The sequence below is a fragment of the Bacillus clarus genome (assembly GCF_000746925.1).
Classification (GTDB): domain Bacteria; phylum Bacillota; class Bacilli; order Bacillales; family Bacillaceae_G; genus Bacillus_A; species Bacillus_A clarus.
In genome coordinates this window covers 653,497-671,850 of record NZ_JMQC01000008.1, presented here as the reverse complement: position 1 = coordinate 671,850, position 18,354 = coordinate 653,497, and the positions used below count along the sequence as shown (strand labels likewise).

Annotated in this window: 15 protein-coding genes; all 15 read left to right on the top strand. The window is 36.9% G+C overall.

Annotated features, from left to right (window positions below; all coding sequences use genetic code 11):
* The first annotated feature begins 78 nt into the window (after positions 1 to 78).
* The 15 genes from cotE (at position 79) to moaC (ending at position 18,199) form a co-directional block, all read left to right on the top strand.
* Positions 79 to 621: an outer spore coat protein CotE gene (gene cotE, locus DJ93_RS04135; protein WP_042979310.1), complete on the top strand. Its 543-nt coding sequence runs from the start codon at positions 79 to 81 to the stop codon at positions 619 to 621.
* 181 nt (positions 622 to 802) lie between these two features.
* Positions 803 to 3,475, top strand: coding sequence for a DNA mismatch repair protein MutS (mutS, locus tag DJ93_RS04130; RefSeq protein ID WP_042979309.1), 2,673 nt, complete (start codon positions 803 to 805; stop codon positions 3,473 to 3,475).
* A gap of 8 nt (positions 3,476 to 3,483) precedes the next feature.
* On the top strand, positions 3,484 to 5,427 hold the full coding sequence (mutL, locus tag DJ93_RS04125; RefSeq protein ID WP_042979308.1) for a DNA mismatch repair endonuclease MutL: 1,944 nt from the start codon (positions 3,484 to 3,486) through the stop codon (positions 5,425 to 5,427).
* Positions 5,428 to 5,927: 500 nt separating this feature from the next.
* Complete coding sequence (locus DJ93_RS04120) at positions 5,928 to 6,821, top strand: cation diffusion facilitator family transporter (RefSeq protein ID WP_042979307.1); 894 nt, start codon at positions 5,928 to 5,930, stop codon at positions 6,819 to 6,821.
* Positions 6,822 to 7,527: 706 nt separating this feature from the next.
* On the top strand, positions 7,528 to 10,467 hold the full coding sequence (fdhF, locus tag DJ93_RS04110; RefSeq protein WP_042979305.1) for a formate dehydrogenase subunit alpha: 2,940 nt from the start codon (positions 7,528 to 7,530) through the stop codon (positions 10,465 to 10,467).
* 15 nt (positions 10,468 to 10,482) lie between these two features.
* Positions 10,483 to 10,965, top strand: coding sequence for a helical membrane plugin domain-containing protein (locus DJ93_RS04105; RefSeq protein ID WP_042979304.1), 483 nt, complete (start codon positions 10,483 to 10,485; stop codon positions 10,963 to 10,965).
* A 334-nt stretch (positions 10,966 to 11,299) separates the two neighbouring features.
* Positions 11,300 to 11,644, top strand: coding sequence for a Na-translocating system protein MpsC family protein (locus DJ93_RS04100; RefSeq protein WP_042979303.1), 345 nt, complete (start codon positions 11,300 to 11,302; stop codon positions 11,642 to 11,644).
* 16 nt (positions 11,645 to 11,660) lie between these two features.
* On the top strand, positions 11,661 to 12,458 hold the full coding sequence (fdhD, locus tag DJ93_RS04095; RefSeq protein ID WP_042979302.1) for a formate dehydrogenase accessory sulfurtransferase FdhD: 798 nt from the start codon (positions 11,661 to 11,663) through the stop codon (positions 12,456 to 12,458).
* Positions 12,459 to 12,524: 66 nt separating this feature from the next.
* Positions 12,525 to 13,541: a GTP 3',8-cyclase MoaA gene (gene moaA / locus DJ93_RS04090; protein ID WP_042979301.1), complete on the top strand. Its 1,017-nt coding sequence runs from the start codon at positions 12,525 to 12,527 to the stop codon at positions 13,539 to 13,541.
* A 223-nt stretch (positions 13,542 to 13,764) separates the two neighbouring features.
* Entirely contained in the window at positions 13,765 to 14,559 is a 795-nt protein-coding gene (locus DJ93_RS04085) for a formate channel (protein WP_042979300.1), read from the top strand.
* 62 nt (positions 14,560 to 14,621) lie between these two features.
* The gene (locus DJ93_RS04080) at positions 14,622 to 15,638 is read left to right on the top strand and encodes a molybdopterin-synthase adenylyltransferase MoeB (protein ID WP_042979299.1); all 1,017 of its coding nucleotides are present in this window, start codon (positions 14,622 to 14,624) and stop codon (positions 15,636 to 15,638) included.
* An 18-nt stretch (positions 15,639 to 15,656) separates the two neighbouring features.
* Positions 15,657 to 16,973, top strand: a complete 1,317-nt coding sequence (locus tag DJ93_RS04075) for a molybdopterin molybdotransferase MoeA (RefSeq protein WP_042979298.1) — start codon at positions 15,657 to 15,659, stop codon at positions 16,971 to 16,973.
* Positions 16,954 to 17,418 (top strand): molybdenum cofactor biosynthesis protein MoaE, encoded by a 465-nt coding sequence (locus DJ93_RS04070; RefSeq protein ID WP_042979297.1) that lies wholly within the window; start codon positions 16,954 to 16,956, stop codon positions 17,416 to 17,418. The genes DJ93_RS04075 and DJ93_RS04070 overlap by 20 nt, the downstream gene beginning before the upstream one ends.
* Before the next feature lie 4 nt (positions 17,419 to 17,422).
* Positions 17,423 to 17,659, top strand: a complete 237-nt coding sequence (gene moaD, locus DJ93_RS04065) for a molybdopterin converting factor subunit 1 (RefSeq protein ID WP_042979296.1) — start codon at positions 17,423 to 17,425, stop codon at positions 17,657 to 17,659.
* A gap of 48 nt (positions 17,660 to 17,707) precedes the next feature.
* Positions 17,708 to 18,199, top strand: coding sequence for a cyclic pyranopterin monophosphate synthase MoaC (gene moaC, locus DJ93_RS04060; RefSeq protein ID WP_042979295.1), 492 nt, complete (start codon positions 17,708 to 17,710; stop codon positions 18,197 to 18,199).
* The last annotated feature ends 155 nt before the right edge of the window (positions 18,200 to 18,354 follow it).

The following is an 18,354-nucleotide window of genomic DNA, read 5'->3' as shown; positions in this document are numbered from 1 at the left end:
TGTTCTGAAAAAAAGAATGACACATTCCGCTATTGTCACGCATATGATTAAGTGAATAGTGATTGAGGAGGGTTACGAATGTCCGAATTTAGAGAGATTATTACAAAAGCAGTAGTTGGAAAAGGACGTAAGTATACAAAGTCAACGCATACATGTGAATCGAATAATGAGCCAACAAGCATTTTAGGGTGCTGGGTAATTAACCACACATACGAAGCGAGAAAGAATGGAAAGTCAGTAGAAATTGAAGGGTTTTATGATGTGAACACGTGGTATTCATTTGATGAAAACACAAAAACAGAAGTTGTAACAGAACGTGTAAACTACACAGATGAAGTAAATATTGGTTACCGTGATAAAAATTTCTCTGGTGACGATTTAGAGATTATTGCTCGCGTTATTCAACATCCAAATTGTTTAGAAGCTATTGTTTCACCAAATGGTAACAAAATTGTAGTAACAGTAGAACGTGAATTTGTTACGGAAGTAGTTGGAGAAACAAAAATTTGCGTAAGTGTAAATCCTGATGGATGCCCAGAGTCTGATTCGGAGTTTGAAATTGATGATGATGAGTTTGAAGAGTTAGATCCAAACTTTATTGTAGATGCAGAAGAAGAGTAATAGAAAGCTAGGGAGAAGTTCTTCCTAGCTTTTTTACATTACATAAGTGATGCGGAATGCACATGTTTCTATATGAAAATGTGCTATAATGAGGGGAGACTCCTGTAATAGGAGATAAGAGTGTCCGTGAAGTGCGGCATATAAATATATGCACATTATGCAAGAATTATGGAGGAACGAAATGGCGCAATATACCCCTATGATACAACAGTATTTAAAGGTCAAGGCAGACTATCAAGATGCCTTTTTATTTTTTCGCTTAGGTGACTTTTATGAAATGTTCTTTGAAGATGCGGTTAAAGCAGCTCATGAACTTGAAATTACATTAACGAGTCGAGATGGTGGTAGTAGTGAACGTATACCGATGTGTGGTGTGCCATACCATGCGGCTAAAAACTATATTGAACAACTTGTTGAAAAAGGATATAAAGTAGCAGTTTGCGAGCAAGTTGAAGACCCAAAAACAGCTAAAGGTGTTGTGCGTCGTGAAGTTGTGCAATTAATTACACCAGGAACGATGATGGAAGGTCGCACAATTGATGAAAAAGAAAATAACTTCTTAGCAGCATTAACACATTTTGAAGATGGATCTTATGCGTTAGCTTGTAATGACTTAACTACAGGACAAAATACTGTGACATTATTAACAGGTTCAGTAGAAGACATTTTATTAGAAGTATATGCAACTGGGTCAAAAGAAATCGTTGTAGATTCTACCTTTTCAAAAGATGAATTAAATAAGTTAACCGAAACATTAAAAATGACGATTTCATATGAAGATGTAACAACAATTCCTGAAGGATTAGAACATCTTGTGAAAACTGTTTCGCAAACGAAATTAATCAAAGCAGTTGGGCGCTTATTTAATTACGTATTAAGAACACAAAAACGTTCATTAGATCATCTGCAGCCAGTGGATATTTATTATACAAATCAATTTATGAAAATTGATGTGCATTCGAAACGTAATTTAGAGTTAACTGAAACCCTTCGAACGAAGGAAAAAACAGGTTCATTATTATGGCTATTAGATAAAACGAAAACAGCTATGGGTGGGCGTATGTTAAAACAGTGGATGGAACGTCCGCTTATACAGAAAGAAAAAATTGAAGAGCGTTTAGAAATGGTTGAAACATTTGTAAATGATTATTTCTTACGTGAAGATTTAAAAGAAAAACTAAAAGAAGTATATGACTTAGAACGTTTAGCAGGAAAGGTTGCTTATGGTAGTGTAAATGCACGAGACTTATTACAGTTAAGACGTTCTTTACTTCAAGTGCCAGCAATTTTAGAAGCGATTAGTCTTTTAGATAATTCTTATGCAGCAAGATTAATTCAAGGTGCTGATCCATGTGAGAGCTTAACAGAATTACTAGGGAGAAGTATTCAAGAAAACCCACCGCTTTCTATTAAAGATGGAGACATTATTAAAGACGGATATAATGACAAGCTTGATCAATATCGATATGTTAGTAAAAACGGAAAAACGTGGATTGCAGAGCTTGAAAAACGAGAGCGTGATATTACGGGAATCAAATCGTTAAAGATCGGTTATAACCGTATTTTCGGCTATTACATTGAAGTGACAAAGGCGAACCTTGCAGCGCTTCCAGAAGGTCGCTATGAGCGCAAACAAACACTTGCAAATGCTGAGCGTTTCATTACAGATGAATTAAAAGAAAAAGAAACCTTAATTTTAGAAGCAGAAGAAAAAATTGTACAACTAGAATATGATTTATTCACTGTACTTCGTGAAGAAGTAAAAGTGTTTATTCCGAAATTACAACATTTAGCGAAAGTAATTAGTGAGCTAGACGTACTGCAAAGCTTTGCGACAGTTAGTGAAGAAGAACAATTCGTAAAACCAATGTTAACGAATAAACGCGAAATCTTTATTAAAGATGGTCGTCATCCTGTTGTTGAAAAAGTATTGAACGGGAAATTGTATGTACCGAATGACTGTGTCATGCCAGAAAATATGGACGTCTTTTTAATTACAGGGCCGAACATGTCTGGTAAAAGTACGTATATGCGTCAATTAGCACTTGTAACTGTTATGTCACAAATCGGTTGCTTTGTACCAGCGACAGAAGCAGTATTACCTGTATTTGACCAAATCTTTACAAGAATTGGTGCAGCGGACGACTTGATCTCTGGTCAAAGTACATTTATGGTCGAAATGTTAGAAGCGAAAAATGCGATTGCAAACGCATCAGAAAGAAGTTTAATTTTATTTGATGAAATTGGACGAGGTACATCTACGTATGATGGTATGGCACTTGCACAAGCGATCATTGAACATATTCATGATCAAATTGGTGCGAAGACATTATTCTCAACACATTATCATGAATTAACAGTTTTAGAAGATAGTTTAGAACAATTAAAAAATGTACACGTTTCAGCTATCGAAGAAAATGGGAAAGTTGTTTTCCTTCATAAAATTCAAGATGGTGCGGCAGATAAGAGTTACGGGATTCACGTTGCACAGCTAGCTGAACTTCCAGATAGCTTAATCGCTCGTGCGAAAGAAGTATTAGCCCAATTAGAAGGACAAGAAGAAATTATTATTCCGAAACGAGTAGAAGTGAAAGTACAAGAAGTTGTAACAGAACCGGTTATTGTAAAAGAAGCACCAGCAGATATACAGGAAGAGAAAGAAGTAACAGAAGAAGAATCACAACTATCTTTCTTTGGGGTAGAAAAGTCTTCGGAAAAACAAGACAAGCCTGCGCTAGATTCAAAAGAAACGGCAGTACTTGCGCAAATTAAAAAGATTGATTTACTTGATATGACGCCTTTAGAAGCGATGAATGAACTGTATCGTTTACAGAAAAAATTAAAGAAAGGATGAGTAAGTAGATGGGGAAAATTCGCAAACTCGATGATCAACTCTCTAACTTAATTGCGGCAGGGGAAGTAGTAGAACGCCCTGCCTCAGTTGTAAAGGAACTCGTGGAAAATTCCATCGATGCGAATAGTACATCTATTGAAATCCACTTAGAAGAAGCTGGATTATCGAAGATTCGCATCATCGATAATGGAGATGGTATTGCGGAAGAAGATTGTATTGTTGCCTTTGAACGACATGCGACAAGTAAGATTAAAGATGAAAATGATTTGTTTCGTATAAGAACGCTTGGTTTTCGCGGAGAGGCCCTGCCGAGTATCGCCTCTGTAAGTGAATTAGAACTAATCACAAGCACAGGGGATGCACCGGGTACACGCCTTATTATTAAAGGTGGAGAAATTATAAAACAAGAGAAGACGGCAAGTCGAAAGGGAACAGATATCACCGTTCAAAACCTGTTCTTTAATACACCAGCGCGTCTTAAATATATGAAGACCATTCATACAGAGCTTGGGAACATTACAGACATTGTGTATCGTATTGCGATGTCACATCCAGAAGTATCTTTAAAACTGTTTCATAATGAAAAAAAATTGCTTCATACATCAGGGAACGGGGATGTAAGACAAGTACTTGCAGCTATTTATAGCATTCAAGTTGCAAAAAAACTTATTCCGATAGAAGCAGAATCATTAGACTTTACTATTCGTGGTTACGTAACATTGCCAGAAGTAACGAGAGCATCTCGTAACTACATGTCAACGATCGTGAATGGCCGTTACGTTCGAAATTACGTATTAATGAAAGCTATACAGCAAGGGTATCATACACTCCTTCCAGTTGGACGATATCCAATTGGTTTCTTATCAATTGAGATGGATCCAATGCTAGTTGATGTGAACGTGCATCCAGCGAAATTAGAAGTGCGTTTTAGTAAAGAACAAGAATTACTAAAGCTTATTGAAGAAACATTGCAAGATGCATTCAAAAAAATACAACTCATTCCAGATGCGGGTGTGACAACGAAGAAGAAAGAAAAAGATGAAAGTGTGCAAGAGCAGTTTCATTTCGAGCATGCAAAACCGAAAGAACCACCTATGCCTAATATCATTTTACCGACTGGAATGGATGAAAAACAAGAAGAAACAACGACTGTGAAACAGCCAGCACAACTTTGGCAACCACCGAAGCAGGAATGGCAGCCACCACAGTCACTCGTAAGAGAAGAAGAAGGCTGGCAACCATCTACCAAACCGGTAATCGAAGAACCGATTCGAGAAGAGAAATCATGGAACAGTAGCGAAGAGGACTTTGAATTAGAGGAATTAGAAGAAGAAGTTCAAGAAATCAAAGAGATTGAAATGAACGGTAATGATTTACCACCACTTTATCCCATTGGACAAATGCATGGAACATATATTTTCGCTCAAAACGATAAAGGGCTATATATGATTGATCAGCACGCTGCGCAGGAGCGAATCAATTATGAATATTTCCGTGATAAAGTAGGGAGAGTAGCGCAAGAAGTACAAGAACTACTTGTACCGTACCGTATCGATCTATCTCTCACTGAATTTTTGCGCGTCGAAGAACAATTAGAGGAACTACAAAAAGTAGGGTTATTTTTAGAGCAATTTGGCCACCAATCCTTTATTGTTCGCTCGCATCCAACGTGGTTCCCGAAAGGGCAAGAAACAGAAATCATCGACGAAATGATGCAGCAAGTAGTCAAATTAAAAAAGGTTGATATAAAAAAACTACGCGAAGAAGCAGCCATTATGATGAGCTGTAAAGCATCGATTAAGGCGAATCAATATTTAACGAACGACCAAATATTCGCCTTACTCGAAGAACTTCGCACAACAACAAACCCATACACATGTCCGCACGGTAGACCGATTCTTGTGCATCATTCTACTTATGAATTGGAGAAAATGTTTAAGAGAGTTATGTAGTGAGGGTGTGTTGAGAGAAAACTTAAAAGGAAATAATAAGTTACTTTTTATTATTTGGATAAAATATCGAGTTAAGAAAAAGAAGCGATAGAAGTAAATCGCTTCTTTTTTTATTCATAACTTTTGTCCTGTTATAAAAATGTTTTAGGTTGAACATCTGTGAAGTTACAACATAGTTGTATATTAAAGTGATTTTTGTTGTGAAACATATTGTAAGAAGCATGATATCAAAATGTCATGCTTTTTTTATGTTGTGCAACAAATCAGGAGAAAGGAAACAAAGTAAGTTACAGTTTAAATCTATACTGTCAGGAAAAAATGTTTGTATAGACCCACCCACTTTTTATTTGATAATGTATGAAAGAGCTTTAAAAGTTGTGGGGTATAGTGCATTTTTCATTATAATATCTTGAGAGGTAGATAGGTAAGTAATACACTATGAAATCAAATCAACTAATTATAGTTTATGAACAAAGAGTGAAGGTAAGGTGAGGATAAGTATGAATGGAAACCGGAAATCTTCTTTATTGGCAGCGTGGATTAGTGTAATTAGCAATATATTTTTAACTTTTATCAAAATTATAGTAGGTTTACTTTTTAAAAGTCAGGTATTATTAGCTGATGGAATTCATAATGCTGCTGATGTTGTAGCATCGGTAGCATCATTGGGGTCAATGAAAATTTCAAACCAACCAGCTGATGAGGATCATCCCTATGGCCATGGTAAAGCAGAAGTCATTTCCTCAGGAATTGTAGCTATTATTTTAACTCTAGCAGCTTTATTTATGGCATACGAATCAATAAAAGCATTATTCCATCCAGCGACTGAGCCTCATATGATTGCTTTTATAGCGGCTATTGTTTCTTTAGTTTGGAAACAAATCTTATATGTATATACAATACGGATTGGTCAAAAAGCAAATAGTAAAGGTCTTATCGCAACTGCTTATGACCATCTTGCTGATGTTTATGCTTCAATTGCTGCTGTTATTGGAATTGGAATTGCTTTGTTAAACAATATATTTCCAATCCCATATGCAGCTTATGGTGATCCGTTAGCTGGTATAATTGTTTCCTTTTTTGTTTTAAAGCTTGCAATTAGTATGGGGAAAGAAGCTGTATATATATTAATGGAAGGTGGTCTACCTACTGAGAAATGTAGTGAATATAAGAAAATAATTCAGGCACATCCATTGGTGCAAAGGATTGATAGAATGCGTGCTCGTGAACATGGCCACTATATTTTGATTGATGTTAGGATTAGTGTTCCGGCCTATTTAAGTATCCAACAAGGACACGATATTTGTAGAGAGATAAAAACGGCTATTATGAAACATGATCCAGAAGTAGATGAAGTACTCATACACTTAAACCCGTGGTATACAGGAAAGTGAGTTTATTGAAGTTTAAAGTCATACATGTAAGTAGGGGAAATGCTTTTGTTAGGTTGGATAAATAACAGTAGTAATTATCTTTATAATTAAAGTATATAAATAATAAAATTTTTTGTATAAGGAGAATGAGTGGAATGAACAGAGTAGGAAAAGTTGATTTTGGTTGCCAGCCTTTGCTGCTTTTACAAGGTTCTAAGCTATTACTAAGTGATCTTTTATCAAATCACTATATTGTGTTGCTACCCTTTGACCATAGAACGGTTTGAGTGAATTTCTCATATCTGGAGCGTTTTGAAGGAGATTTACTGAATCTAGGTATAGAGGAACACTTACTTCTATGTTGAAACGGATGGAGGCTGCAAAGTTAATGAACCAAAGGTTCAGCAGCATACGGTGCAAGTATGCCTGTCAATGCATAGCTGCGTGATTAAGCAAATATATCCAAAAAGGTCACTTCATCAGTGCTGTGCCCTTTTTTGTAATTTTTATATTGTGTATTTTTGTATTAAACGATATAATTATAGTGGTAAAGATGGAATCGTGATATGACCTGTTATGAATCTATCATTTTATTTATGAATAAATGGACTGGTATTTTAGCAAGATGTGCTAATAAACTACTCCACCATGATGATAGCGTACCTATTAATTCGGTACGTATATTTTCGTGGTGGAGTTTTTTTATTCTTAAAAAGGGGGAAAGACCATGAACGACAGCATGGTTCATATTACAATCGACGGCAAAGAATATAGTGCTAAGCCGGGTTCAACTATCTTAGGCATCATTAATCAGAATGAGATTGAACATCCACAAATCTGTTATGTGCCTGAAGTGGATCCTATTCAAACATGTGATACTTGTATTGTAGAAGTTGATGGAAAACTTGTGCGATCCTGCTCGACAGTAGCGACGAACGGTATGAATATTGAGTTGTCCTCTATTAGTGCCAAGGCAGCACAAACAGAGGCGATGGACCGCTTATTGGAAAACCATTTACTTTACTGTACGGTCTGTGACAACAATAATGGGAACTGTAAATTGCATAATACGGCAGAATTAATGGAAATTGAGCATCAAAAATATCCTTACAAGCCAAAAGTAGATGTGAGTGAGGTTGACATGTCTCATCCATTTTATCGCTATGACCCGAATCAATGTATTGCATGCGGTCAATGTGTAGAGGTTTGTCAAAACTTGCAAGTAAACGAAACGTTATCTATTGATTGGGAGGCAGAGCGCCCTCGTGTTATTTGGGACGACGGAGCGGCTATTAACGATTCTTCATGTGTAAGCTGCGGTCAATGTGTAACGATTTGTCCTTGTAATGCTTTAATGGAGAAATCTATGCTTGGTGAAGCTGGATTTATGACTGGGCTGAAGCCGGACATTCTTGAGCCTATGGTTGATCTTATAAAAGAAGTTGAACCCGGGTACAGCGGTATTTTCGCTGTGTCAGAAGTAGAAGCTGCGATGCGCGAAACTCGTACGAAGAAAACGAAAACGGTATGTACGTTCTGTGGTGTAGGGTGCTCATTTGAAGTGTGGACGAAAGGACGTAAAATTCTTAAAGTACAACCAACTTCTGAGGCGCCGGTTAACGCAATTTCTACTTGTGTAAAAGGAAAATTTGGTTGGGATTTCGTAAATTCTGAAGAACGCCTCACTAAGCCTTTAATTCGTAAAAGTGGAACATTTGTTGAATCAACTTGGGAAGAAGCACTGGATTTAGTTGCAAATAAATTAGGCTCCATTAAACAACAATATGGTAAAGGTTCTGTAGGTTTTATCTCTTCTTCTAAAATTACGAACGAAGACAATTATGTTATTCAAAAATTAGCTCGACAAGTGTTCGAAACGAACAACGTTGATAACTGCTCTCGTTATTGTCAATCACCAGCAACAGATGGATTGTTCCGTACAATTGGTATGGGCGGAGATGCAGGAACAATTAAAGATATTGCACAAGCAGGCCTTGTTATTATCGTGGGCTCAAATCCAACAGAAGGTCATCCAGTGTTAGCTACTCGTGTGAAACGTGCGCATAAACTTCACGGTCAAAAACTAATTGTTGCCGATCTGCGTAAAACCGAAATGGCAGAGCGTTCAAATATCTTTATTAGTCCAAAGCAAGGAACAGACCAAGTGTGGTTAATGGCTGTTACCAAATATATGATTGATCAAGGCTGGCATGATCAACAGTTTATCGATGAGAATGTAAACTTCTTTGAAGATTTCAAAGATAGTCTGGCAGAATATACACTTGAATATGCAGAGAAGATTACAGGCATTTCAAAAGAAACTCTCGTTCAAATGGCAGAAATGATTCGTGATGCAGACGGTACTTGTATTCTTTGGGGAATGGGTGTAACTCAAAATACGGGTGGTTCAGATACTTCGGCTGCGATTTCAAACTTACTTCTTGCAACAGGAAATTATCGTCGTCCAGGTGCTGGTGCGTATCCGCTTCGAGGTCATAACAATGTACAAGGTGCTTGTGATATGGGAACTCTCCCAGGATGGCTTCCAGGGTATCAGCACGTTACCGACGATATAGAACGTGCAAAATTTGAAATAGCTTACGGGGTGAAAATTGATAACAAACCAGGTCTCAACAACATTCAAATGCTTCACGCAATTGAAGAAGGGAAAATGAAAGCTATGTATCTTGTTGGCGAGGATATGGCCCTTGTAGACTCTAACGCAAATCATGTACATGAAGTTTTATCAAGTCTGGATTTCTTTGTCGTTCAAGATGTTTTCCTTTCTAAAACTGCTCAATATGCCGATGTAGTATTACCAGTAGCGCCATCTCTTGAAAAAGAAGGTACTTTTACAAATACAGAGCGTCGTGTACAAAGACTATATCAAGTACTTCCTACGCTGGAAGATGCGAAACCAGACTGGTGGATCGTACAAGCGATTGCAAATAAATTAGGCGCAAACTGGAATTATAGCCATCCAAGTGAAATCTTTGCTGAAATGGCAAGTTTATCGCCACTTTTCGCAAAAGCAAACTATGAAGTGCTTGAAGGCTGGAACAGTTTCCATTGGGGAAGTTTTGAAGGAACGAATACACCGCTTCTTTTCCAAGATGGATTTAACTTCCCAGACAAAAAAGCTCGTTTCGCGATAGCTGACTGGGTACGCCCTGCTGAATTCCCAGCGGAATACGATCTTCATATTAATAATGGTCGTATGCTTGAACATTTTCATGAAGGTAACATGACAAATAAATCAAATGGTATTCAAGCTAAAGTGCCTGTTGTTTTCGTTGAAGTTTCTCCAGAACTTGCAGGGGAACGTGGAGTCAAAACTGGTTCGTTAGTACGCCTTGTTTCTCCTTTTGGAGCACTTAAATTACGTGCACTTGTAACGGATCGTGTAAAAGCAAATGAGCTTTATTTACCGATGAACTCGACTGATAAAGAATCAGCGATTAATTTCCTAACGGGTCCTGCGGTCGATCAACGTACGAATACGCCTGCATATAAACAAACGAAAGTTCGTATGGAAGTGTTACAAGTAGAAGGTGAAAATCCGATGCCAAAAGCGAATCCTCGTAATAAAAAGCGTCACCCTCAAAATGGGATTGAGGTAAATCGCAAGTGGGCTCGTCCAGGATACGTACACTTAACGGATAACTAGGGAGGAGAAAAGAATATGGCAGCACCTATTAAAGCGATCCAAAAGCAGGAGCTAACTGAGGAAGAACAAAAACAACAAAAGCTAGAAGATTTAAAGCTACTCTTAGCTAATAATGAAGAAGCTTTAAATCAAATGTTTAATATTGTAGGTGAACTGAATGACATTGGAGTGCTAGAAGCAGCAAATTCTATGCTTAAAGCGAAAGAACCAATCGCAAAAATTGTTCTAGGACAAGTTACTCGTGAACCAGTTACAAATTTAATTAATAATATGATGGGCGCTGCAGGAGCTTTAACAGAACTTAATCCGGAGCTTACTAAAAAACTTGTAAGTAGTGTATTAACGGGTATGGATGAAGGAAACCAGCATCTGCAAAGTAATAAAAAAGTAGGAATACTGGACCTTATGAAAGTACTTAAGGATCCAGATATTAATCGTGCTATCGGATTCGGACTTCATTTCTTAAAAGGCATGGGTAAAGGGTTAAAAGACGAATAGGTAAACAACAATAATATTATTTCATATGTTGTATGCATGTTTGAAATAATTCCAAAAGATGAGTTTTTGCGTCTAATTATTTGAGTGAATAATTCAGACGAAAAGGTCAGTTTGTTACAATGTTTATGATAAAGTAGTATTCGGAAAATTATCCCGCTATTTGAGGGCAGTAAGACTCCCGCCTCAAAACTCATTGGAGGCAAAGAGGTTAGGCGGGAGATTAACTGCCCATAAAATCCCGATTGGTGTGGGCTAATAATCAGTGGGGGATGAAGAAAACCCCCGCTGATTAAAGTTTCACTTTATTATTGATTAACTGGGGAGGAATGCAAGTATGTCAAAAATGGTACATGAATTTAACGATATGATACGAAAGCTTCGAAAAGATTTGTTCGGAAAAGGGCCGGAACGAATTCATACTGTATTTGCTGAGAATATGGCTATTGCCACACTTTATGGGAATTTGACACCTACTGAGAAATTCATTTCGGGAACTTTGGATGGCGCGGAAATGGTTCATATGGCTAGAACGAAAATGATTCAGGAAGTTTATGCTGTTAATTCTCGTGAACATTTGGAGAACCTTGTTGGGGCAAAATTAGTTCATCTGTTTTCGGATATGAAAGTAGACGAAGATATTGCAGTTTCAGTATTTGTCTTTGATAAAAATATAACGTGAGAGAAGGATATTGATCGTGAAATCGATACAGGTGGAACGGGAAATCTTCCGGTATGAGCAAGGGGAATTTAAGCATATAGAGGACAGCATTGTAACAGAGTTTCCAGTTACGGTTAAAATGAACGGACAGGAATTTGTTACAATGGTTAGTACTCCAGAGTATATTGAAGATATGGTAATAGGCTTTTTAGCATCTGAAGGTATTATCCGAAAGTATGAAGACATTGATGAAATATGGGTACAGGATAAAGAAGGATATGTACATGTAAAAACGACAAAAATTAATCCTTATTATCGTGACATCCAAAATAAGCGTTATATTACTTCATGCTGTGGAATGAGTAGACAAGGATTTGTTTTCGCAAACGATGCGCTGACTGCGAAGAAGATGAATGATATTCGCGTAAAGATCTCTGCGCAGGATTGTTTTCGATTAATGAATGATATGCAGCAATCTGCGACTACTTTTCAGTATACAGGCGGGGTTCATAATGCAGCTTTATGCGATGTGAATGGGATTATTTTAAGCCGAATGGATATAGGAAGACATAATGCTTTAGATAAAATTTATGGCCATTGTTTAAAAAATAATATTTCTATTGGTGATAAAATTATTGTTTTTAGTGGCCGTATATCTTCTGAAATCTTGTTAAAAGTTGCGAAAATTGGCTGTGAAGTAATATTGTCAAAATCCGCTCCCACTGAATTAGCACTAGAGCTAGCAGAACAGTTAGGAATTACGACAATAGGTTTTATTCGTAATCAATCTTTAAATGTATATACTCATTCAGAGCGGGTTGTAAATATGAAATAAATGCAAACTGGCTAGAGAATAAAACTTGTACGGAATTATAAAATATGTAAAAGCGAGGCAACAAACATGAAATCTGTCACATTAGACAAATTGCACCGTCCTTTAAAGGATTTACGTATTTCTGTTACCGATCGCTGTAATTTTCGCTGTCGATATTGTATGCCGGAGGAAATATTTGGTCCGGATTATTCTTTTTTGTCTAATGATAAAATTTTATCTTTTGATGAAATTGAAAGGATGACACGTATTTTCGTTTCTTTAGGTGTAAGAAAGTTGCGTATTACTGGGGGAGAGCCTTTACTTCGGAAAAATCTTCCTGAACTAATCCAGCGACTTAACAAAATTGATGGAGTAGAGGATATCGGTTTGACTACAAATGGATCTTTACTTAAGAAATTTGCTCCTGATTTATATAAGGCGGGTTTATCACGTGTGACAGTTAGTTTGGATTCTTTGGACGAAGAACGTTTTGCTTATTTAAATGGGAATAGAAGTAAAGTGAAAACGGTTCTTGGAGGAATACAGGCTGCAGCGGAAGTCGGGATGAAAATTAAAATGAACATGGTTGTTCAAAAAGGAAAAAATGAACAGGACATCGTTCAGATGGCGCAATACTTTAAAGAGAATAAGCACATTCTTCGGTTTATTGAATATATGGATGTCGGTAATTTTAACGGCTGGGAATTAGGAGAGGTAGTCTCTAAACAAGAGATATTAGAGATGATTCATAAAGTTATGCCGCTGGAACGAATTGAAGCAAACTATCCTGGTGAAGTTGCTACTCGCTATCGTTATATTGGTAGTGATGAGGAAATAGGAATTATTTCATCTGTAACAAATTCTTTCTGTTCATCATGTACAAGAGCTCGTATTTCCGCAGAAGGAAAATTATATACTTGTTTGTTTGCTTCTAAAGGAAATGATCTTAGAGAATTACTTCGTTCTGGGTATACTGATGAGGAGATTACCGATGCTATTCGTGATATTTGGAATAATCGTTCAGATCGCTATTCAGATGAACGGCTAAGCAATACAAATAAAAAAACATTGCCAAAAATTGAAATGTCGCATATTGGTGGTTGAGAAATCACTATGAAAGAAGGCTGTTTGTAGATTCTTTTTTGTTACAGCAAATAGCGCGAAGTGGAAAGTGTGCAAGTTTTGCAGATTTTCTATTTTATAGTAAAAATGATGATTGATATCTCTGTAAGAGACATGCAGGGAGATTAAGCAGCATTCAAAAATCCTTACTTTGTTAAGGTTTTTTGAAGCTGCTTTTTTAATTGGAAAAATGGAGGAATTGGTTATGGCATTTCATAAACCGGAACAAATCGCTGAGCTTGTGATTGAATCCGGTGTTCAAAAGGTAAGGCAATCGCTATCCGTAATGCTTATTCTCGGCTTTTTAGGAGGGGCATTCATCTCGTTAGGATTTTTGCTTAATATTCGCGTTCTAGGTAATGTACCTCAGCAATGGGGAAGTTTAGTGAATTTTATAGGAGGAGCGGTTTTTCCTATAGGACTTATGCTCGTTGTCTTAGCAGGAGGAGAATTAATTACGGGAAACATGATGTCACTGTCCATGGCACTGTATGCACGGAAAATTTCATTGAAAAATGTGTTAAATAATTGGGTTTGGATTACTTTAACTAACTTTGCGGGTGCACTTTTCGTAGCTTATTGTTTCGGTCACCTTGGTGGGCTAACAGAGGGGGCATACTTAAATAAAACGATAGCGATAGCTCAAGATAAGTTACATGAATCGTTTGGGAGAACTTTAATTTTAGCAATCGGTTGTAACTGGCTCGTTTGTCTTGCAATTTGGTTGGCTTATGGAACGAACGATTTGATTGGGAAGATTGTTGGAATTTGGATTCCTATTATGGCATTTGTAGTAATTGGATTTCAGCAAGTAGTAGCAAATATGTTTGTCATTTCAGCAGTTATTTTTGCTGGTCATCTTACGTGGATGGATCTTGCGAAAAACTTTGTTCCTGTCTTTATCGGAAATGTAATTGGTGGAGCTGGATTTGTTGGGTTTGCGTATTTTTCTTGTTACCAGAAACAAAGTGCTATCGAGAAAGATGTATTGAAAAAATGATCGAATATAAAGCATATTTTTTAATTAAATGATGAGTATGTACATGAAAGGAAGGCTATCTAATGATAGAGCGGTATTCACGTCAACAGTTGTTCACTCCTATTGGAAGTAAAGGACAAGAGAAGATTAGAAATAAGCATGTGTTGATAGTAGGGGCAGGTGCACTAGGAAGTGCAAGTGCAGAAGCGTTTGTACGTGCAGGTATCGGAAAATTAACGATTATTGATCGTGATTATGTAGAATGGAGTAATTTACAGCGGCAACAACTTTACGCTGAACAAGATGCCATAGAACAGTTACCAAAAGCAATCGCAGCACAGAATCGTCTAAAACAAATCAATTCAGAAGTACAAATTCATGCTCTCGTGATGGATGCCAGAGTAGAAAATATGGAAGCTTTATTAGACGCTGTCGATGTAATGATTGATGCAGCAGATAATTTTGATATTCGATTTGTGATCAATGATCTATCACAAAAATATGATATTCCTTGGATTTATGGTTCTTGTGTCGGAGGATATGGCATGAGCTATACCATTATTCCGAAGAAAACACCGTGTTTACATTGTGTACTTAAAAGTGTTCCCGTTACAGGAGCAACGTGTGACACAGTTGGAATTATTAGCCCAGCTGTCCAAATGGTCGCAGCATATCAAGTGGCAGAAGCGTTCAAAATTTTAGTGGAAGATTTCTCAGCAATTAGAAAAACTTTTTTAATGTTTGATATATGGAGTAATCATCATCATTCTATCAAACTAGGAAAAATAAAAACGGACAATTGTCCTTCGTGCGGAACACATAGAACTTATCCTTATTTATCTTATGAAAATCAAACGAAGACAGTTGTTTTATGCGGAAGAAATACAGTTCAAATTAGAACGGCGCATAATAGTCAGTACAACTTTGACGATTTAGAAAAAATGCTAAAAAAACACGGGAAAGTAGATCGAAACCCGTATTTGCTATCTTGCCAACTAGATGATTATCGCATGGTCATTTTTCAAGATGGTCGTGTATTTATTCACGGGACAAATAAAATTCAAAAAGCGAAACAAATATACTATCGTTTATTAGGATAATAGAAAGGGGTGGTAATGATGGAAAGAAGAGTGCCGATTGCCGTTGAAGAGGCCGTCCGTAAAGTAATGGAATTTGCCAATCGTGGTCTAAAAGAACTACTGCCACTTGAATTAGCTTACGGACGTACATTAGCAGAGGATTTAGTAGCTGATCACGATGTTCCTTCCTTCGATCGCTCACCATATGATGGGTTTGCTATTAGGGCAGAAGATACTGCCTCGGCAAGTTATGAGAATCCAACTTTATTTGAAGTAATTGGCGAAATTGGAGCAGGTTCCGTATTTCCTCAAGAGGTAGGAGCATTTCAAGCAGTTCGAATTATGACTGGGGCGCAAATTCCGAAAGGATGTAACGCAGTTATAATGCTAGAACTGATTCGTCAATATGAAGATGCTGGAAAAAACTATATGGAAGTGAAACGCCCATTCAAAAAAGGGGACAATATTTCTTTTCAAGGTGAAGATGCATGTAAAGGGAAGATTCTTGCGAAGAGAGGTTGTTATATTAATCCGGGTATTTCAGCTCTCCTTGCTACATTCGGTTACAGCGAAGTGCCAGTTGCCAAAAAGCCTGTAATTGGAGTGCTAGCGACTGGGAGTGAGCTTCTTGATGTCAATGAATCACTACAACCTGGGAAAATTCGGAATAGTAATACGTATATGATATTGTCCCAAATTCGAAGAGCGGGTGGAAGAGTAAAGTACTTTGGGAAGTTTAGTGACGATTTGAATACGTGCTTTACAGTTGTAAAAGAAGCGTTAAGCCAAGTTGATATGTTAATTACAACCGGTGGTGTTTCAGTAGGAGATTACGATTATTTGCCAGCTATATACGAAAAATTAGGGGCATCGGTTCTTTTCGACAAAGTTGCAATGCGGCCAGGCAGCGTCACAACTGTAGCACAATTAAATAAAAAACTATTATTTGGATTATCAGGTAATCCTTCTGCTTGTTATGTAGGCTTTGAATTATTTGTAAAACCTAGCATTCGTACTTATATGTTTAGTGAAAAAGCACATTTAAAACGAGAAAAAGCATTATTAGGAGAAGATTTTCTAAAACCTAATCCATTTACAAGATTTGTACGAGCGAAGCTTAAATATAACGAAGGACAACTAATCGTCTATCCATCAGGATTTGATAAATCTAGTTCAGTTTCTTCATTAGTAGAATCAAACGCTTTTATCGTACTACCAGGCGGTACGAGAGGATATAAAAAAGAGATGTTTGTAGATGTTCTCTTATTAGAAGATAACGAAGGTAGTGAATGGCCTTGGAGCGATATTATTCCATTTTATAAAGCGAGGGGTTCTGATGGGACAAGTACTATTTGAAATCGTAGATACTCCGATTTTAGTCGAGGAAGTAACGAATAAGATAGTAAGAAGAGAAGCAGGTGCGATTACAACTTTTATTGGAACAGTAAGAGAATTAACAAAAGGAAAAAGAACGTTACATTTAGAGTATGAAGCATATAAACCGATGGCAGTAAAAATGCTTACTCAAATTGGAAAAGAAATTAAGAAAAAATGGCCGGATGCAAAAATAGCAATCACACACAGGGTAGGACGACTAGAAATAATGGATATTGCAGTTGTAATTGCAGTATCGTCACCGCATCGTAAAGTAGCTTATGAAGCGAATGAATACGCAATTGAACGCATAAAGCAAATCGTTCCAATTTGGAAAAAAGAATTTTGGGAAGATGGAACGATTTGGATTGGAGATCAGCTTGAAAATACTCCGTATCCAGAAGGAAAACCAAAGAAGGAAGAATGAGAAGATGATTACAATTTTACTGTTTACAAATTTGCGAGAAGAAGTCGGCTCAGATCAATTAGTAATAATAGAAAAACAAGAGATGAATGTTCATCAATTAAAAGAATGGCTGAAAGGTAATTATCATTTACAATCGTTGGATAAAGTTATGGTAGCTATTAACGAAGAATTCGCAACAGACGAAGATATTATAAAAGCCGGAGATACCGTCGCGTTTATCCCACCTGTAAGCGGAGGATAATTCTTTTTACTCGAATATCGCATTTTTCATACGTTAAGGAGGATAATTATGAGTGAGTTTTCGCACTGGAACGAAGAGGGAAGAGCCAAAATGGTTGATATCTCTCAAAAGGATATTTCAACACGTACAGCTGTTGCACAAAGTACAATTTCTTTATCAAATGAACTATTTCAAGCAATTCAAAATGGAGGATTGAAAAAAGGGGACCCACTCCAAGTTGCGCAAGTAGCTGGAATTATCGGTGCTAAAAAAACAGCGGATATCATTCCTATGTGTCACCCTATATTAATTCAAGGAACAGACTTTACATTCAATTATGAAAAGAAAAAGGATGGATATGAGTTAATAATACGAGCTACAGTAAAATGCAGTGGTAAAACAGGGGTAGAAATGGAAGCATTAACCGCCGTATCTATCGCAGCTCTTACTTTTTATGATATGTGCAAAGCTGTTGATAAAACAATGGTCATTAAAGAAACATATTTAGTTCAAAAAACGGGTGGTAAAAGCGGAGATTTCTTTCATAAGTTGAAAGGATGAGAATGGATGGAATGATAATAAGGGATTGTTATCGTTTTATGTAAATTATAAATGGTTGGATTGATATATTAGTAAGCATTGCTAGTTAATCTATTCCACCATGAGTACTGGAGCCTAGTTTATTAGGTCTGATTACCCACGGTGTTTTTGGTATG